Origin of the sequence: Streptomyces cinerochromogenes, assembly GCF_014648635.1 — a bacterium.
GTDB classification, from domain to species: Bacteria; Actinomycetota; Actinomycetes; order Streptomycetales; family Streptomycetaceae; genus Streptomyces; species Streptomyces cinerochromogenes.
In genome coordinates this window covers 176416-194066 of the sequence record NZ_BMRM01000020.1, presented here as the reverse complement: position 1 = coordinate 194066, position 17651 = coordinate 176416, and the positions used below count along the sequence as shown (strand labels likewise).

Genomic DNA, 17651 nt, shown 5'->3' with positions numbered 1-17651 from the left:
CGATGGTACTGCAGGGGGGACCCTGTGGGAGAGTAGGACGCCGCCGAACAAATTTTGATAGAGGTCGGATCCTGAACTTCGGTTCGGGGTCCGGCCTTTTTCTGTTGTGCGTAACGTGTCGTTCACGTTGCGAGCACAGCATCCAGACATGGGTACTGCAGCAATGCTCAGGGCCGCCGGCGTAGGAGTCGGTGACGAGGTCGTCGTACCGGCCTTCGGGAACGTCGAGGTCGCCGAGGCCGTGACCCTGGCCGGAGCGCTCCCGGTGTTCGCCGACATAGACCCGGTGACCTACTGCCTCGACCCGGACGCGGTCGAGGCGGCCGTAACCTCCCGTACCGCCGCGGTCGTTGCCGTACACCGCTTCGGACGGCACGCCGACATCACGCGGTTGCACGCGCTCGGGCAGCGGCACGGGCTGCTGGTGCTGGAGCAGGGCGAGTCCGAGGCGCCGTACGACGAGATAGCGCAGCGCAGGCAGCGGGCCGCCTACCTGGACGCCAGGCTCAAGGGCGTGCGGACGCCGGACGGCGGGGACGGGCACACCTATCAGCAGTACGTCGTGCGGGTGCCGGGGAACGGCCGGCCGGACCGGGACGCCTTCGCAAGGGCGGTGCGGGCCAAGGGAGTCGAGTGCCGGGTGCCGGTGAAGACGCCCGTGCACCGGCTGCCGGAGTTCCGTCGGTATGTGTCGCTGCCGGAAACCGAGCGGGCCGCCGACGAGACGCTCGCGCTACCCGTGGACGCCGGGCTCACCAAGCGGGAGATGCACCGCGTCGTGTCCGCGTGCAACGCCCTCGGCGGCCTGCTTCAGCCCGCCTTCTGACCGGGCACCGAACGAATTTGGGAACCGGGGCGTGTTCGGGGTACAGTTTCTTTGTCGCCGCGAGGGAAACCTCGAAAACGACAGGCCCCTATAGCTCAGTCGGCAGAGCGTCTCCATGGTAAGGAGAAGGTCAACGGTTCGATTCCGTTTGGGGGCTCCGGTAAAAAGGCCCCACCCTTCCGGGTGGGGCCTTTTCGTGCTTCCGGCGGGGCTCCCTCAGGCCTCCTTGTGGATTCCCGGGACGCGCATCGCCAGAATGGCCATGTCGTCGGAAGGGGCGTCCGAGGCGAACCGCTCCACCGCGCGCATGATGCGTGCCGCGACCGCGCCCGCCGTCAGTCCCGTGCACGTGGTGAGGACGTCGGCGAGACCGTCGTCGCCCAGCATGCGCGTGCCCTCCCGGCGCTCGGTGACGCCGTCCGTGACACAGAGCAGCACGTCACCGGGGTCGAGGGTGACCGTCTCCTCGTACAGCTCCAGGTCCTCGATGACGCCCAGCAGGGGCTGCGGCTCGGCCGCGGCCACCACCGTGCCGTCCTGGCGCAGGCGCAGCGGCAGCGGATGGCCGGCGCAGACCACCTTCAGCTCGGCGCTGCCGTCGTCCTGCGGGCGCATCTCGCCGTAGAGCAGGGTCAGGAAGCGGCTGCGGTCGCCCTCGTCGAGGATCGCGGAGTTCAGGCGCTCCAGCACGGCCGGGCCGGACAGGCCCTCTCGGGCCAGCAGGCGCAGGGCGTGCCGGGCCAGGCCGGTGACCGCCGCCGCGTTGGGGCCCGTACCGCAGACGTCGCCGATGGCGAAGCCGTACGCGCCGTTGCCGATGGGGAAGAGGTCGTAGAAGTCGCCTCCGACCTCGTTGCCCTCGCCGGCGGCGCGGTAGATGACCTCGACCTCGACGCCGTCGATCTGGGGCAGGCCCGGGGGGAGCAGGCTGCGCTGGAGGGACTGGCTGATGGCCGTGCGCTCCGAGTACAGGCGGGCGTTGTCCAGGGCGAGGGCGGCCCTGCGGCTCAGGTCCTCGGCGAGTTCCAGGATCTCCTGGCGGAAGTGTTCGTCGGTGGGCTTGCCGAGGGTCAGCATGCCGATGACGCGGTTGCGGGCGACGAGCGGCAGGACGACCGTCTCGCCGCCGACCGCGGACGCCGTCGCGAGCGTCGGGCCGATGCCGGAGGTGATCTGGTGGGTGGGGCCGCCGGCCAGGCCGAGGCTGCGCATGGAGCTGCGCAGGGCCGCCTGGTGGGCGACCTCGCCGGGAGTCGTCCACACGCGGGCGCCGGGCGTCGGTACCGGATCGGGCGGGGGGATCTTCGACAACAACGACTTGATGCCGTCGATGAGTTCCTCGTCCTCGTGCAGGACGTAGGACAGGTACGGGTCGGAGGCCTGGTCGGCGATGGTGTACACCGCGCACCAGGTGGCCAGGGTGGGGACCGTCATCTGGGCCATCAGGGCCAGCGTCTGGTCGCGGTCCAGGGTGCCGGCCAGCAGGTCCGATGCCTCGACCAGGAAGCTCAGGGAGCCGCGGCGCAGCCGTTCGAGTTCGCCGAGGCGGGCCGACTCGACGGCCAGCGCGATGCGGTCGGCGGCGAACTGCAGGCGCAGCGCCTCCTCGTTGGTGTACCGGCCGGGCGCCTCCGCCGCGACGCCGAGGGAGCCGGTGAGACGTCCCTCGACCTTGAGCGGGACGGTGACGACCGAGCGCATGCCGGTGCCGGCGAGCAGCGGTACGGCCCCCGGGACGGCGGTGAGGTCGTCGTGGACGGCGGGCATGCGGGCGGAGCCGTAGCGGCCGGGGCCCGCCTCGACGGGCACGCGCGCGAAGCGCTGGCGGGCGGAGGGCAGGCCGGTGGAGGCGCGGACCTCCAGTTCCGTCTCGTCGTCCGTGGCGAGCAGCAGGAACGCGGAGTCGCCGTCGAGCATGTCGCGGGCGCGTTCCACCGTGCGCTGGAGCAGGCCGTCGAGGTCGTCCGGGGCGGGGGAGCCGATGAACAGTTCGAAGGGGTCGGAGCTCTGCCCGTCGGAGGACGGGTTCTGGTCGGTGGCCGGGACGCGGGACGGGGTCTGCAGGACGGCGCGTTCGTGGTCGCGGACCAGGAGACAGACGGTGGAGGGCTCGCCCCCGGTGTCGCGGACCCTGAGGTGGGAGGCGTAGACCTGGGCCACCCGGCCGTCGGCGCCGCGGATGCCGTAGGTGCCCTCCCAGCGGGAGAGCTGGAGGGCCTCGGCGATGCCGGTGCCGGTGCCGGGCGTGTGCGGCCAGGCGGCCAGGTCGGTGAGGGGCTTGCCGATGACGTCGCCCGCCGGGTAGCCGAACAGCTCCTCCGCGTCCTCGTTCCAGGCACTGATGCCGCCCTTCCGGTCGACCTGGAGGACGGCGACACGGACCCGGCCGTCGGCCAGCGGCAGGAGGTCGGCGGGCAGCGCGGGGCCGGCGGTGCGGGTGCCGACCGGGCGCTCGGGCAGGTTGAGCTGGAACCAGACGTTCTTGTGGGTCGGGGTGTAGTCCACGCCCCAGCGGGTGGCCAGGGCCGCGCACAGCTGGAGGCCGCGGCCGCCCTCGCGGTCGGGGCTGCCCATGGTGGCGGGGGAGTTCTGGAGCGGGACCTCGCGTTCCGGGTAGCGGTCGGAGACCTCGATGCGCACGCCGTCCTCGGTGCGCAGGCACAGCACGTCCGCGTGCGTGCCCGCGTGGACGACGGCGTTGGTCACCAGTTCGCTGGTGAGGACGACGGCGTCGTCGACGATGTCGGCGAACCCCCAGCCCTGGAGGGTGTCGCGGACGAAGGACCGGGCGGTCGCGACCGACCGCCCGACGGGCTCGAAACTGGCGGCCGCTCGCGCGGTGATCACAGAACTCCTCGGCCGGTTGTCGACATGCGGGGCTGCGCGGCCGGGCGGCTCGCGCCGCTGCTGCGGCATCAGCTCGCCCGTCGGCTGTGGCTCCGGGGGCTGTCCCCCGGGGATCAGTCCGGTGGTCATGGTGTCCGGCCGCCCCTCCGATGCCCGCTGGTACTCGTGCCACCGCCCAGGCCGGTCGGACCGGTGCGGCTGGACAGCCGCATGCAAGGTTACTTACCTTCGCGGTCCGAGCGGATGCCGGTCGCAGGTGTTTACGCCCCCAGGGTGTGCGGACCATGTGCGAAGCTGCCGAACTGTTATGGCCTGGTTCGGCCGGGGTGAAACACTGGGCAAGCTTCTGACGAAGGTCGGATCGGGCTGCGTGCGTTCCGTGCACGGCGGGCAGCAGCCCCTGATGTGGCCTGATGCCGTCTGGCGGATAGAGGCAGGAGTAACCGGTACGCGGAGGCGACCGGTATGCCGATGACCGGCATGCCGGGGCCGAAGCGGCCGAGCACAGCAGTAACGGTCTACCCCTCCGGGAGGGACACAGTGGAGTCTGGCGCGGCGACGCGGGGCACGAAGACGCGCGCGAAAGGCGGACCGTCCCTGGGCAGGAGCGGCGGTACCACCGCCGTGGACACGGCTGCCCTGAACCGGCTGCTGGCGGCTCTCGTGTCGATGCGGGACGGGAACTTCCGCAAGCGGCTCACGGTGTCCGGCGACGGCGTGATGTCGGAGATCGCGGCGGTCTTCAACGAGGTGGCCGACCGGAACCTGCATCTGACCGGCGAGCTGGCGCGGGTACGGCGCATGGTGGGGCGTGAGGGAAAGCTCACGGAGCGGCTGGAGACGGGGGCCTGCGAGGGTTCCTGGGCGACGGCCATCGAGCACTCCAACGCGCTCGTGGACGATCTGGTCTGGCCGGTCTCCGAGGTCAGCCGGGTGCTCACGGCGGTCGCCGACGGTGATCTGTCGCCGCGGATGGAGCTGCGGACGCAGGCGCAGGACGACGGAACGGGCCATCCCCTGCGGGGTGAGTTCCTGAAGGTCGGCCGGACCGTGAACAACCTGGTCGACCAGCTGTCGACGTTCACGGACGAGGTCACGCGCGTGGCCAGCGAGGTCGGCACCGAGGGCAAGCTCGGCGGTCAGGCCCGGGTGCGCGGTATGTCCGGTTCGTGGAAGGACCTGACCGAGTCCGTCAACACGATGGCGTACCGGCTGACCGCGCAGGTGCGCGACATCGCCCTGGTGACGACGGCGGTCGCCAAGGGTGACCTGTCGCGCAAGGTGACCGTCCATGTCGCCGGCGAGATGCTGGAGCTGAAGAACACCGTCAACACGATGGTGGACCAGCTGTCGTCCTTCTCCTCCGAGGTCACCCGGGTGGCCCGGGAGGTGGGCACCGAGGGCATCCTGGGCGGTCAGGCGCAGGTGCCCGGGGTGGCCGGCGTGTGGAAGGAGCTGACCGACTCCGTCAACACGATGGCGGGCAACCTGACCGCGCAGGTGCGGGGGATCTCACAGGTCACGACCGCTGTCGCCAGCGGTGACCTGTCGCAGAAGGTGACCGTCCCCGCGCGCGGGGAGGTGGCGCAGCTCGCCGAGACGATCAACCAGATGACCGAGACGCTGCGGATCTTCGCGGACGAGGTCACGCGGGTGGCGAACGAGGTCGGCGCGGAGGGCCGGCTCGGCGGGCAGGCGAACGTGCCGGGCGCGGCGGGGACGTGGAAGGACCTGACGGACTCCGTCAACACGGTCTTCCGGAACCTGACCACGCAGGTGCGCGACATCGCCGCCGTGACGACGGCGGTGGCCAGCGGTGATCTCTCGCAGAAGGTCACCGTGGACGTGGCCGGCGAGATGCTGGAGCTGAAGAACACCGTCAACGGGATGGTGGACCAGCTGTCGGCGTTCGGTGCCGAGGTGACGCGGGTCGCCCGGGAGATCGGTGTCGAGGGTGAGCTGGGCGGCCAGGCGCAGGTGCCGGGGGCGGCCGGTACCTGGAAGGACTTGACGGACTCCGTCAACACTGCATTCCGCAACCTCACCGGGCAGGTGCGCAACATCGCCCAGGTGACCACGGCGGTGGCCAACGGTGACCTGTCGCAGAAGGTCACCGTGGACGTGTCCGGCGAGATGCTCCAGCTGAAGAACACCGTGAACACGATGGTGGACCAGCTGTCGAGCTTCGCCGACCAGGTCACGCGGATGGCCCGGGACGTGGGTACGGAGGGCCGGCTGGGCGGTCAGGCCCGGGTGGACGGCGTCTCCGGTACCTGGAAGGAGTTGACGGACTCCGTCAACTTCATGGCCGGCAACCTGACGTCGCAGGTGCGGCAGATCGCCCAGGTGACGACGGCCGTGGCGCGTGGTGACCTGTCGCAGAAGATCGACGTCGACGCGCGCGGCGAGATCCTCGAGCTGAAGAACACGATCAACACCATGGTCGATCAGCTGTCCGCCTTCGCCGACCAGGTGACCCGGGTGGCCCGGGACGTGGGTACGGAGGGCCGCCTCGGCGGGCAGGCGCAGGTGCCCGGTGTCGCCGGTGTGTGGCGGGACCTGACCGACTCCGTGAACGGCATGGCCGGCAACCTGACGGCCCAGGTGCGCAACATCGCGCAGGTCGCCACGGCGGTGGCGCGCGGTGACCTCTCCCAGAAGATCACCGTGGACGCCCGCGGGGAGATCCTGGAGCTGAAGAACACGCTGAACACGATGGTGGACCAGCTGTCGTCGTTCGCCCAGGAGGTCACGCGTGTGGCCCGTGAGGTGGGTACGGAGGGCATTCTCGGCGGTCAGGCCGAGGTGCAGGGTGTCTCCGGCACCTGGAAGGACCTCACGCAGTCCGTGAACTTCATGGCGAACAACCTGACCATCCAGGTGCGCAACATCGCCGAGGTCACCACGGCGGTCGCCAAGGGCGACCTGTCGAAGAAGATCACTGTTGACGCGAAGGGCGAGATCCTCGAGCTCGTCACGACGGTCAACACCATGGTTGACCAGCTGTCGAGTTTCGCCGAGCAGGTGACCCGGGTGGCCCGGGAGGTGGGCACCGAGGGCATCCTGGGCGGCCAGGCGCACGTACCGGGCGTGACCGGTATCTGGAAGGACCTCAGCAACAACGTCAACCTGATGGCCAACAACCTGACCATGCAGGTGCGGAACATCTCGCAGGTGGCCGCGGCCGTCGCCAACGGTGACCTGACGCGCCAGGTGACGATCGAGGCGCGTGGTGAGGTCGCGCAGCTCGCCGACACCATCAACACCATGGTGAAGACCCTGAGTTCGTTCGCCGACCAGGTCACCAAGGTGGCCCGCGAGGTGGGCACGGACGGCATCCTGGGCGGCCAGGCGCATGTGCCCGGTGTGGCCGGCACCTGGAAGGACCTCACCGAGTCGGTGAACCAGATGGCGTCCAACCTGACCGGCCAGGTGCGCAACATCGCCATGGTGACCACGGCCATCGCCAAGGGTGACCTGACGAAGAAGATCGACATTGACGCCCGCGGCGAGATCCTTGAGCTGAAGACGACGATCAACACCATGGTTGACCAGCTGTCCAGCTTCGCCGAGGAGGTCACGCGCGTGGCCCGCGAGGTGGGTACGGAAGGACAGCTGGGCGGTCAGGCGCGCGTGCGGGACGTCGACGGTACCTGGCGGGACCTGACCGAGTCCGTGAACGAGATGGCCGGGAACCTGACCCGGCAGGTGCGGGCCATCGCGCGCGTGGCGACCGCGGTGACCCGGGGCGACCTGAACCTGAAGATCGACGTGGACGCGTCCGGCGAGATCCAGGAGCTCCAGGACTACATCAACAAGATGATCGCCAACCTGCGCGACACCACGATCGCCAACAAGGAGCAGGACTGGCTCAAGGGCAACCTGGCCCGCATCTCCGCGCTCATGCAGGGCCGCCGGGACCTGGAGGACGTCGCCTCGCTGATCATGAGCGAGCTGACGCCGGTGGTGTCCGCCCAGCACGGCGCGTTCTTCCTGGCCATGCCGCTCATGGAGGGCAAGGACGTGGGCACCGGCGAGGACGACTACGAGCTGCGGATGCTGGGCTCGTACGGCTACTCGATGGGCTCCATGCCGACGTCGTTCCGGCCCGGTGAGGCGCTGATCGGCACGGCCGCCCAGGAGAAGCGCACGATCCTGGTGGACCGGGCGCCCAGCGGCTACCTGAAGATCTCCTCCGGGCTCGGTGAGGCACCGCCCGCGCAGGTGATCGTGCTGCCGGTGCTGTTCGAGGGCAAGGTGCTCGGCGTGATCGAGCTGGCGTCCTTCACTCCGTTCACGCACATCCAGAAGGACTTCCTCAACCAGATCGCCGAGATGATCGCGACCAGCGTCAACACCATCTCGGTCAACACCAAGACCGAACAGCTGCTCAAGCAGTCGCAGGAGCTGACCGAGCAGCTGCGGGAGCGGTCGGCCGAGCTGGAGAACCGGCAGAAGGCGCTGCAGGCCTCCAACGCCGAGCTGGAGGAGAAGGCCGAGCTGCTGGCCCGGCAGAACCGGGACATCGAGGTGAAGAACACCGAGATCGAGGAGGCCCGGCAGGTCCTGGAGGAGCGCGCCGAGCAGCTCGCGGTCTCCATGCGCTACAAGAGCGAGTTCCTCGCCAACATGTCGCACGAGCTGCGCACCCCGCTCAACTCGCTGCTCATCCTGGCGAAGCTGCTCGCCGACAACGCCGAGGGGAACCTCTCGCCGAAGCAGGTGGAGTTCGCCGAGACCATCCACGGCGCCGGTTCCGACCTGCTGCAGCTGATCAACGACATCCTGGACCTGTCGAAGGTCGAGGCGGGCAAGATGGACGTCTCCCCGACGCGGATCGCGCTCGTCCAGCTCGTGGACTACGTCGAGGCCACCTTCCGGCCGCTGACCGCGGAGAAGGGCCTGGACCTGTCCGTACGGGTCTCCCCGGAGCTGCCGGCCACCCTGCACACCGACGAGCAGCGGCTGTTGCAGGTGCTGCGCAATCTGCTGTCCAACGCGGTGAAGTTCACCGACTCCGGGTCGGTGGAGCTGGTGATCCGGCCCGCCGGCGCGGATGTGCCGCAGTCCATCCGGGAGCAGCTGCTGGAGGCCGGTTCGCTGAGGGTGCCGGACGGGGAGCTGATCGCGTTCTCGGTGACCGACACCGGTATCGGCATCGCGGCCAGCAAGATGCGGGTGATCTTCGAGGCGTTCAAGCAGGCCGACGGCACCACCAGCCGCAAGTACGGCGGCACCGGGCTCGGCCTGTCGATCTCCCGGGAGATCGCGCAGCTGCTCGGCGGTGAGATCCACGCGCAGAGCGAACCGGGCCGTGGCTCGACGTTCACCCTCTACCTGCCGCTGCATCCGAGCGAGCTGCCGCCGCAGGGCTACCAGCAGTCGCTGCCCGCGCTGGAGGCCGGCGACCTGGTCGCCTCGGCCTCCGAGGCGCGCCTGTCCTCGGAGCTGTCCGCGGTGGAGATCGAGATGCCGGCCGAGGTGAAGTCGTACCAGGAGACGCAGAACGGCCCGGCCGCGCTCTTCCGGCGCCGGCGGCGCGGCCTGCCGTTGGAGGGGCAGCGGGCCGAGCAGTGGACGGCCGTCCCCGAGCAGGACCACGCCTCGCAGCAGGGCCGCGCGGTGCGGTTCGGCGGCGAGAAGGTGCTGATCGTCGACGACGACATCCGCAACGTGTTCGCGCTCACCAGCGTCCTGGAGCAGCACGGCCTGTCGGTGCTGTACGCCGAGAACGGCCGGGAGGGGATCGAGGTGCTGGAGCAGCACGACGATGTGGCGGTCGTCCTGATGGACATCATGATGCCCGAGATGGACGGGTACGCGACGACCACCGCGATCCGCAGGATGCCGCAGTTCGCGGGCCTGCCGATCATCGCGCTCACCGCGAAGGCGATGAAGGGCGACCGGGAGAAGGCGATCGAGTCGGGTGCCTCCGACTACGTCACCAAGCCGGTCGACCCCGATCACCTGCTGTCGGTGATGGGCCAGTGGATGAGGGCGGAGTGAGCACGGCGAGCGGCACGGCCGGGCGGGACGTGAACGCCGGGGGAACCTCCGGCGGGTCTCGGGAGTTGCTGCATGATGAAGGCCGGGAAGACGCGGGAATCCCCGATTCCGGGAACCAACCGGGGTCTGGCCGCGTTTCCGGTACGTGCACAGTGACATCGCGGTGACAGGGTGTGGCGACAGGCGGGGTGCGGCTACGATGACCGGCACAAGGACGGGCGGCGAAAGGGAGTCGTCCCCTGGGGCGGCGCCCGGTGTACCGCCGGGGCGAGGAGGGCGGGCCATGGTGCAGAAGGCCAAGATCCTCCTGGTCGATGACCGGCCGGAGAATCTGCTGGCGCTGGAGGCCATCCTCTCTGCGCTCGATCAGACGCTGGTGCGGGCATCGAGCGGGGAGGAAGCGCTCAAAGCACTGCTCACGGACGATTTCGCGGTCATTCTGCTGGACGTCCAGATGCCCGGCATGGACGGGTTCGAGACGGCAGCGCACATCAAGCGGCGGGAGCGGACCCGGGACATCCCGATCATCTTCCTCACGGCGATCAACCACGGTCCGCACCACACCTTCCGGGGTTATGCGGCGGGCGCGGTGGACTACATCTCCAAGCCCTTCGACCCGTGGGTGCTGCGCGCGAAGGTCTCGGTGTTCGTCGAGCTGTACATGAAGAACTGCCAGCTGAGGGAGCAGGCGGCGCTGCTGCGGCTCCAGTTGGAGGGCGGTGGCAGGAGCGGCGTCGCCGGCAAGGAGTCGGCCGGGCTGCTCGCCGAGCTGTCCGCGCGACTCGCGGCCGTCGAGGAGCAGGCGGAGGCACTGTCCAAGCAGCTGGACGACGACTCCGCGGACGCGGCGGCGGTGGCCACGGCGGCCCATCTGGAGCGCAAGCTCACCGGGTTGCGCCGTGCCCTCGACGCCCTGGAGCCGGGCTCGGGCGGCGCCGGGGCCTCGGTGTCCTCGCAGAACTGACGCACGCCGGGACGGCGGTTGCGGATGAGCGTGCGTCAGTTCCGCGCCCCGGCAGGCACGACACGATCGGGTGAAGCTGTGGGCACACGTGTCCGCCGTCGTCTCCCCCGGTAACCTCACACCCATGGCCTCACGTCCCTCCGCAGCCAAGAAGCAGCCCGCCAAGAAGGCGGCGGCTCCCGCGAAGGCTCCGGCGAGGAAGGCCGCCGCGAAGAAGGCCCCGGCCAAGAAGGCGCCCGCCAAGAAGGCCGTGACGAGGAAGGCCCCGCCGCCGAGGCCGGTACCCAGCCCCACCGGGGGCGTGTACCGGCTCGTGCGCGCGCTCTGGCTCGGCCTCGCGCACGCCGTCGGCGCCGTCTTCCGCGGCATAGGGCAGGGCGCGAAGAACCTCGACCCCGCCCACCGCAAGGACGGCGTCGCGCTGCTGCTGCTCGGCATCGCCCTGATCGTCGCCGCCGGCACCTGGGCGGACCTGCGCGGGCCCGTCGGCGACCTGGTCGAGATCCTGGTCACCGGCGCCTTCGGCCGGCTCGACCTGCTCGTGCCGATACTGCTCGCGGTGATCGCCGTACGGTTCATCCGGCACCCGGAGCAGCCGGAGGCCAACGGGCGGATCGTGATCGGCCTGTCCGCGCTCGTCATCGGCGTGCTCGGCCAGGTCCACATCGCCTGCGGCTCACCCGCGCGCAGCGACGGCATGCAGGGCATAAGGGACGCCGGCGGCCTCATCGGCTGGGCGGCGGCCACCCCGCTGACGTACACCATGACCGAGGTGCTCGCCGTACCCCTGCTGGTGCTGCTGACCGTCTTCGGGCTGCTGGTGGTGACCGCGACCCCGGTCAACGCGATCCCGCAGCGGCTGCGGACGCTCGGCGTCCACCTCGGCGTGCTGCGCGATCCCGAGGAGGACCGGCTCGCGGAGGAGGAGGCCTACGACGAGCAGTGGCGCGAGGCGACGTCCACGCGCCCCCGCAGACGCGCCGGCGCCCCTGCGGCGTACGAGCCGGAGCGCGCCGAGGAGGAGGCCCTCTCGCAGCGCCGTGGGCGCCCCAGGCGCTCCGCGGTGCCCCAGCCGGACCCGCAGCGCCGGCTGGACGCCGTGGACGTCGCGGCGGCCGCGGCAGCCGCGCTCGACGGCGCCGTGATGCACGGCATGCCGCCGTCCCCGCTCGTCGCCGACCTCACCCAGGGGGTGAGCGCGGGCGAGCGCGAGGACACCACCCCGGTGCCCGCTCCCGCGGCGGAGCCCGCGCCCGCGCCGGTCCCGGCCGCCCGGCCCAGGCAGGGCAAGCGGGGGACCGAGGCCGCACCCGACCCGACCAAGGCCGTACCCGACCTGACCAAGGCCGTACCGGACCTGACCAAGAAGGCGCCGGAGCAGCCCCGCGACCTGCCCGCGCGCGCGGAGCAGCTCCAGCTGTCCGGCGACATCACCTACGCGCTGCCCTCCCTGGAGCTCCTCCGGCGCGGCGGCCCCGGCAAGGCGCGCAGCGCCGCCAACGACGCGGTCGTCGCCTCGCTCACCCAGGTCTTCACCGAGTTCAAGGTCGACGCGGCCGTCACCGGCTTCACCCGCGGTCCGACGGTCACCCGCTACGAGGTCGAGCTGGGCCCCGCCGTGAAGGTCGAGCGGATCACCGCGCTGACCAAGAACATCGCCTACGCCGTCGCCAGCCCGGACGTGCGGATCATCAGCCCGATCCCCGGCAAGTCGGCGGTGGGCATCGAGATCCCGAACACCGACCGGGAGATGGTCAACCTCGGCGACGTCCTGCGGCTCGCGGAGTCCGCCGAGGACGACGACCCGATGCTGGTGGCCTTCGGCAAGGACGTCGAGGGCGGGTACGTCATGCACTCGCTGGCGAAGATGCCGCACATGCTGGTCGCCGGCGCCACGGGCTCCGGCAAGTCGTCCTGCATCAACTGCCTGATCACCTCGGTCATGATGCGGGCGACCCCGGAGGACGTCCGGATGATCCTGGTCGACCCCAAGCGCGTCGAGCTGACCGCCTACGAGGGCATCCCGCACCTGATCACGCCGATCATCACCAACCCCAAGCGGGCCGCCGAGGCGCTGCAGTGGGTGGTCCGCGAGATGGACCTCAGGTACGACGACCTGGCCGCCTACGGCTACCGGCACATCGACGACTTCAACCGTGCGGTGCGCGAGGGTAAGGTCAAGCCGCCCGAGGGCAGCGAGCGGGAGCTGCAGCCGTACCCGTACCTGCTGGTGATCGTGGACGAGCTGGCCGACCTGATGATGGTGGCCCCGCGGGACGTCGAGGACGCGATCGTGCGCATCACGCAGCTCGCGCGCGCGGCCGGCATCCACCTGGTGCTCGCCACCCAGCGCCCGTCCGTGGACGTCGTCACCGGCCTGATCAAGGCGAACGTCCCCTCGCGGCTGGCCTTCGCCACCTCCTCGCTCGCCGACTCCCGGGTCATCCTCGACCAGCCCGGCGCCGAGAAGCTGATCGGCAAGGGCGACGGCCTGTTCCTGCCGATGGGCGCGAACAAGCCGACCCGTATGCAGGGCGCGTTCGTGACCGAGGAGGAGGTCGCGGCCGTCGTCCAGCACTGCAAGGACCAGATGGCGCCCGTCTTCCGGGACGACGTCACCGTGGGCACCAAGCAGAAGAAGGAGATCGACGAGGACATCGGCGACGACCTCGACCTGCTGTGCCAGGCGGCCGAGCTGGTCGTCTCCACCCAGTTCGGGTCGACCTCCATGCTCCAGCGCAAGCTCCGCGTCGGCTTCGCCAAGGCCGGACGGCTCATGGACCTCATGGAGTCCCGCAACATCGTGGGACCGAGCGAGGGCTCGAAGGCGCGTGACGTTCTTGTGAAACCTGACGACCTGGACGGCGTGCTCGCGGTGATTCGCGGGGAGTCTGAGGGGTGAGGGGCGAAGGGCCGTTCGGCGGAAGCGGGTTACGCCGGGTGGCGGGATCGCCGTGACGCACCCGTTAGAGATCTGTGAGCAACCGTTTCCGTTCGTCGTACGTCCAGTTGAGCGAAAGGACAGCTAGGGGCCTCATCATGGGGTACCTGCCTGTCAAACCATCGGATTGTCCGGCCGGTCCGACGGTGCACAAAGTCCTACCGTCCGGTTGCCCCACCCTTTCGTACCCCCCCTAGACTGAGCTTCCAGCACAGGTGGCTACACGCTCGAAAGGCGCCCCCCGTGTCCATCGGCAACTCCCCTGAAGACGAGCGTCCGTTCCCAGCCGAGTCCCAGGAAGCCCGACCCTCCGTGGGCCGCGCCCTCCAGCAGGCGCGGATCGCGGCCGGGCTCACCGTGGAACAGGTCAGCAGTGCCACTCGTGTCCGTATCGCCATCGTGCACGCCATCGAGGCGGACGACTTCGCCCCCTGCGGCGGCGACGTGTACGCCCGCGGCCACATCCGCACGCTGGCCAGGGCCGTCCGCCTCGACCCCGGACCGCTGATCGCCCAGTTCGACGCCGAGCACGGCGGCCGGCCCGCGCCCACCCCGGCCGCACCCCTGTTCGAGGCGGAGCGGATCCGGCCCGAGCGGCGCGGCCCGAACTGGACCGCGGCCATGGTCGCCGCGATCGTCGTCGTGATCGGGTTCGTCGGGTTCACCGCCTTCAAGGGCGGCGACGACTCCGGCGACGCGAAGTCCCAGGTCGCCGAGGGCACCACGCCCAGCGCCGGCAAGTCCGCCGTGCCCACCCCGAAGAAGAACAAGCCCGCCGAGCCGACCGGCGAGCCCTCCGACAGCGCCATCGCCGCCGCGCCCCAGGACAAGGTCACCGTCCAGGTCAGCGCGCCGAACGGACGCAGCTGGATCTCGGCCCAGGACCACAACGGCCGGATGCTCTTCGACGGGCTGCTGAAGAAGGGCCAGTCCAAGACCTTCCAGGACAGCTCGAAGATCAACCTGATCCTCGGCGACGCGGGCGCGATCGAGCTGTACGTCAACGGCAAGAAGATCGAGGACACCTTCCGGCCCGGCGCGGTCGAGCGCCTCACCTACACGAAGGGCGACCCGGTGGCGGGCTGACGAGGACGCCCCGGCGGACCGGGGTGTGACGGAGTCGGCCACAATCGGCCAACCCCGTCGACGTGGGCTGTCAGTGAGACAAAGTAGTCTTGAGCCCATGCCTGAACGCCGTACCGTCGCACTGGTCACTCTCGGCTGCGCCCGTAACGAGGTGGACTCCGAGGAGCTCGCAGGCCGTTTGGAGGCGGACGGCTGGCAGCTCGTCGAGGACGCCGCGGACGCCGACGTCGCCGTGGTCAACACCTGTGGCTTCGTGGAGGCCGCGAAGAAGGACTCCGTCGACGCCCTGCTGGAGGCGAACGACCTCAAGGGCCACGGGAGAACCCAGGCCGTCGTGGCGGTGGGCTGCATGGCCGAGCGGTACGGCAAGGAACTGGCCGAGGCGCTGCCCGAGGCCGACGGCGTGCTCGGTTTCGACGACTACACGGACATCTCCGACCGCCTGCAGACCATCCTGTCCGGCGGCATCCACGCCTCCCACACCCCGCGCGACCGGCGCAAGCTGCTGCCGATCAGCCCGGCCGAGCGCCAGGAGTCGGCCGCCTCGGTGGCGCTGCCCGGGCACGCCCCGGCCGACCTCCCGGAGGGCGTCGCGCCCGCATCGGGTCCCCGCGCGCCCCTGCGCCGCCGGCTCGACGGCTCCCCGGTCGCCTCGGTGAAGCTGGCCTCCGGCTGCGACCGGCGCTGCTCGTTCTGCGCCATCCCGTCCTTCCGCGGCTCCTTCATCTCCCGCCGCCCCAGCGATGTCCTGAACGAGACCCGCTGGCTGGCCGAGCAGGGCGTGAAGGAGATCATGCTGGTCTCCGAGAACAACACCTCCTACGGCAAGGACCTCGGCGACATCCGCCTGCTGGAGTCCCTGCTGCCGGAGCTGGCCGAGGTCGACGGCATCGAGCGGGTCCGGGTCAGCTACCTCCAGCCGGCCGAGATGCGCCCGGGTCTCATCGACGTCCTGACCTCCACCCCCAAGGTCGCGCCGTACTTCGACCTGTCCTTCCAGCACTCCGCGCCCGACGTGCTGCGCGCCATGCGCCGCTTCGGCGACACCGACCGGTTCCTGGAGCTGCTCGACACCATCCGGAGCAAGGCGCCCGAGGCCGGCGTGCGCTCCAACTTCATCGTCGGCTTCCCCGGCGAGACCGAGTCCGACCTCGCCGAGCTGGAGCGCTTCCTGAACGGCGCCCGGCTGGACGCGATCGGTGTCTTCGGCTACTCCGACGAGGAGGGCACGGAAGCGGCGACGTACGACAACAAGCTGGACGAGGACGTCGTCGCCGAGCGCCTGGCCCACATCTCCCGGCTCGCCGAGGAGCTCGTCTCGCAGCGCGCCGAGGAGCGCGTCGGCGAGACCCTCCGGGTCCTGGTGGAGTCCGTGGACGAGGAGGAGGGCGTCTACGGCCGTGCCGCGCACCAGGCGCCGGAGACCGACGGCCAGGTGCTCCTCACGAGCGGCGAAGGCCTGAGCGTCGGACGTATGGTCGAGGCGAAGGTGGTCGGTACGGAAGGTGTCGACCTGGTGGCCGAGCCGCTGACCGGCTCGCTCGGGTGTAGTGAGGAGGCGGGCAGATGACCGGAGTCCCGGCATCCGCCGCGGGCGGCTCCTCCGGCGCGCACGGCGCCCGGGGCCCCGCCGCCGACGGCGCCCGGTCCGAGGTCTCCGGTTCTGCTTCGGGTCCGGCCACGGCCCCCGAGAGCGGCGGCAAGCCCGCGCGGGGCGGGAAGATCGCGGCCGCGGCCGTCAACCAGGCGAGCGTCTGGAACGTCGCCAATCTGCTGACGATGCTCCGGCTGCTCCTGGTGCCCGGCTTCGTGGCCCTGATGCTGGCGGGCGGCGGCTACGACCCGGCCTGGCGCTCCCTCGCCTGGGCGGCCTTCGCCGTCGCCATGATCACCGACCTGTTCGACGGGCACCTGGCCCGCACCTACAACCTGGTCACCGACTTCGGGAAGATCGCCGACCCCATCGCCGACAAGGCGATCATGGGTGCGGCGCTCATCTGTCTGTCGGGCCTCGGTGATCTGCCGTGGTGGGTGACGGGGGTGATCCTCGGCAGGGAACTCGGCATCACCCTTCTGCGTTTTCTGGTCATTCGCTACGGCGTGATCCCCGCCAGCCGGGGCGGCAAGCTGAAGACGCTCACCCAGGGCGTGGCCGTCGGGATGTACGTCCTGGCACTGACGGGGTGGCTGGCCACCCTGAGGTTCTGGGTGATGGCCGCAGCGGTCGTCCTCACGGTCGTGACCGGCCTCGACTACGTAAGACAAGCCATTGTGCTGCGTCGGCGGGGAATCGCCGAGCGCGCCGCGGCGTTGGAGGAGAAGGAAGCGTGAGTTCCCCGGCCACCGAACTGGTGCGACTACTGACCGTGAGGGGCGAGACCCTTGCCGTCGCGGAGTCGCTGACCGGTGGCCTGGTAGCGGCGGAGATCACCGGGGTGCCCGGGGCCTCCCGGGTGTTCCGGGGCTCGATCACCGCCTACGCCACCGAGCTGAAGCACCGGCTGCTGGGTGTCGACGCCACCCTGCTGGCCCAGCGCGGAGCGGTGGATCCGCAGGTCGCGGCCCAGATGGCGGCCGGAGTGCGCACGGCACTGGGTGCCGACTGGGGCATCGCGACCACCGGGGTCGCAGGCCCGGATCCGCAGGACGGAAAGCCCGTCGGAACGGTCTTCGTGGCCGTCGACGGACCCCTCAACGCCCGGTCCGGTTCTGCCGCTGGCGGAAAAGTCGAGGCTCTGCGGTTGAACGGCGGCCGTGCGGAAATTCGTATGGAGAGTGTACGGAGCGTACTCGCAGTGCTCCTGGAGCAGCTTGCGGGCGAACAGACTGGGAATGAGCGGGCACAGGATACGGAACGGAACGGGGGGTTTTGATGTTTGCAGCCCTGAGTGAACACGACATCGCTCCCCGCACGGCCGCGGCGCAAGGCGGTACGGTGGGGCGAGAAGGATGCGGCTACGCGGTCCGAGGAGGGAGCCACC

The 17651-nt window shown here is 70.3% G+C and carries 9 protein-coding genes and 1 tRNA gene; 9 read left to right on the top strand and 1 reads right to left on the bottom strand.

The window, feature by feature from the left end; genetic code table 11:
- Positions 1-163 precede the first annotated feature (163 nt).
- Both IEZ20_RS32255 and IEZ20_RS32250 read left to right on the top strand, forming a co-directional pair.
- On the top strand, positions 164-826 hold the full coding sequence (locus IEZ20_RS32255) for a DegT/DnrJ/EryC1/StrS family aminotransferase (protein ID WP_189305256.1): 663 nt from the start codon (positions 164-166) through the stop codon (positions 824-826).
- Between the two features lie 84 nt (positions 827-910).
- A tRNA-Thr gene (locus tag IEZ20_RS32250) sits at positions 911-983 on the top strand.
- Between the two features lie 59 nt (positions 984-1042).
- On the opposite strand, the gene IEZ20_RS32245 is transcribed toward IEZ20_RS32250, so the two are convergent.
- Positions 1043-3802, bottom strand: a complete 2760-nt coding sequence (locus tag IEZ20_RS32245; protein ID WP_189305249.1) for a SpoIIE family protein phosphatase — start codon at positions 3800-3802, stop codon at positions 1043-1045.
- 411 nt (positions 3803-4213) lie between these two features.
- On the opposite strand from IEZ20_RS32245, the gene IEZ20_RS32240 reads away from it, so the two are divergent.
- From IEZ20_RS32240 to IEZ20_RS32210, 7 genes are all read left to right on the top strand, one after another.
- Entirely contained in the window at positions 4214-9679 is a 5466-nt protein-coding gene (locus IEZ20_RS32240) for a HAMP domain-containing protein (RefSeq protein WP_189305247.1), read from the top strand.
- 283 nt (positions 9680-9962) lie between these two features.
- Positions 9963-10643: a response regulator gene (locus IEZ20_RS32235; RefSeq protein ID WP_189305245.1), complete on the top strand. Its 681-nt coding sequence runs from the start codon at positions 9963-9965 to the stop codon at positions 10641-10643.
- 124 nt (positions 10644-10767) lie between these two features.
- Positions 10768-13545, top strand: coding sequence for a DNA translocase FtsK (locus IEZ20_RS32230; protein WP_189305243.1), 2778 nt, complete (start codon positions 10768-10770; stop codon positions 13543-13545).
- Positions 13546-13827: 282 nt separating this feature from the next.
- Positions 13828-14670, top strand: a complete 843-nt coding sequence (locus tag IEZ20_RS32225) for a helix-turn-helix domain-containing protein (RefSeq protein ID WP_189305241.1) — start codon at positions 13828-13830, stop codon at positions 14668-14670.
- A gap of 97 nt (positions 14671-14767) precedes the next feature.
- Positions 14768-16240 carry a 30S ribosomal protein S12 methylthiotransferase RimO gene (rimO, locus tag IEZ20_RS32220; protein WP_189305239.1) on the top strand — a complete coding sequence of 491 codons (1473 nt, stop codon included), beginning with the start codon at positions 14768-14770 and terminating at the stop codon, positions 16238-16240.
- Complete coding sequence (gene pgsA, locus IEZ20_RS32215; RefSeq protein WP_189305237.1) at positions 16237-17001, top strand: CDP-diacylglycerol--glycerol-3-phosphate 3-phosphatidyltransferase; 765 nt, start codon at positions 16237-16239, stop codon at positions 16999-17001. Before rimO ends, pgsA begins: the two co-directional genes overlap by 4 nt.
- Positions 16998-17543: a CinA family protein gene (locus IEZ20_RS32210; protein ID WP_189305235.1), complete on the top strand. Its 546-nt coding sequence runs from the start codon at positions 16998-17000 to the stop codon at positions 17541-17543. The genes pgsA and IEZ20_RS32210 overlap by 4 nt, the downstream gene beginning before the upstream one ends.
- The last annotated feature ends 108 nt before the right edge of the window (positions 17544-17651 follow it).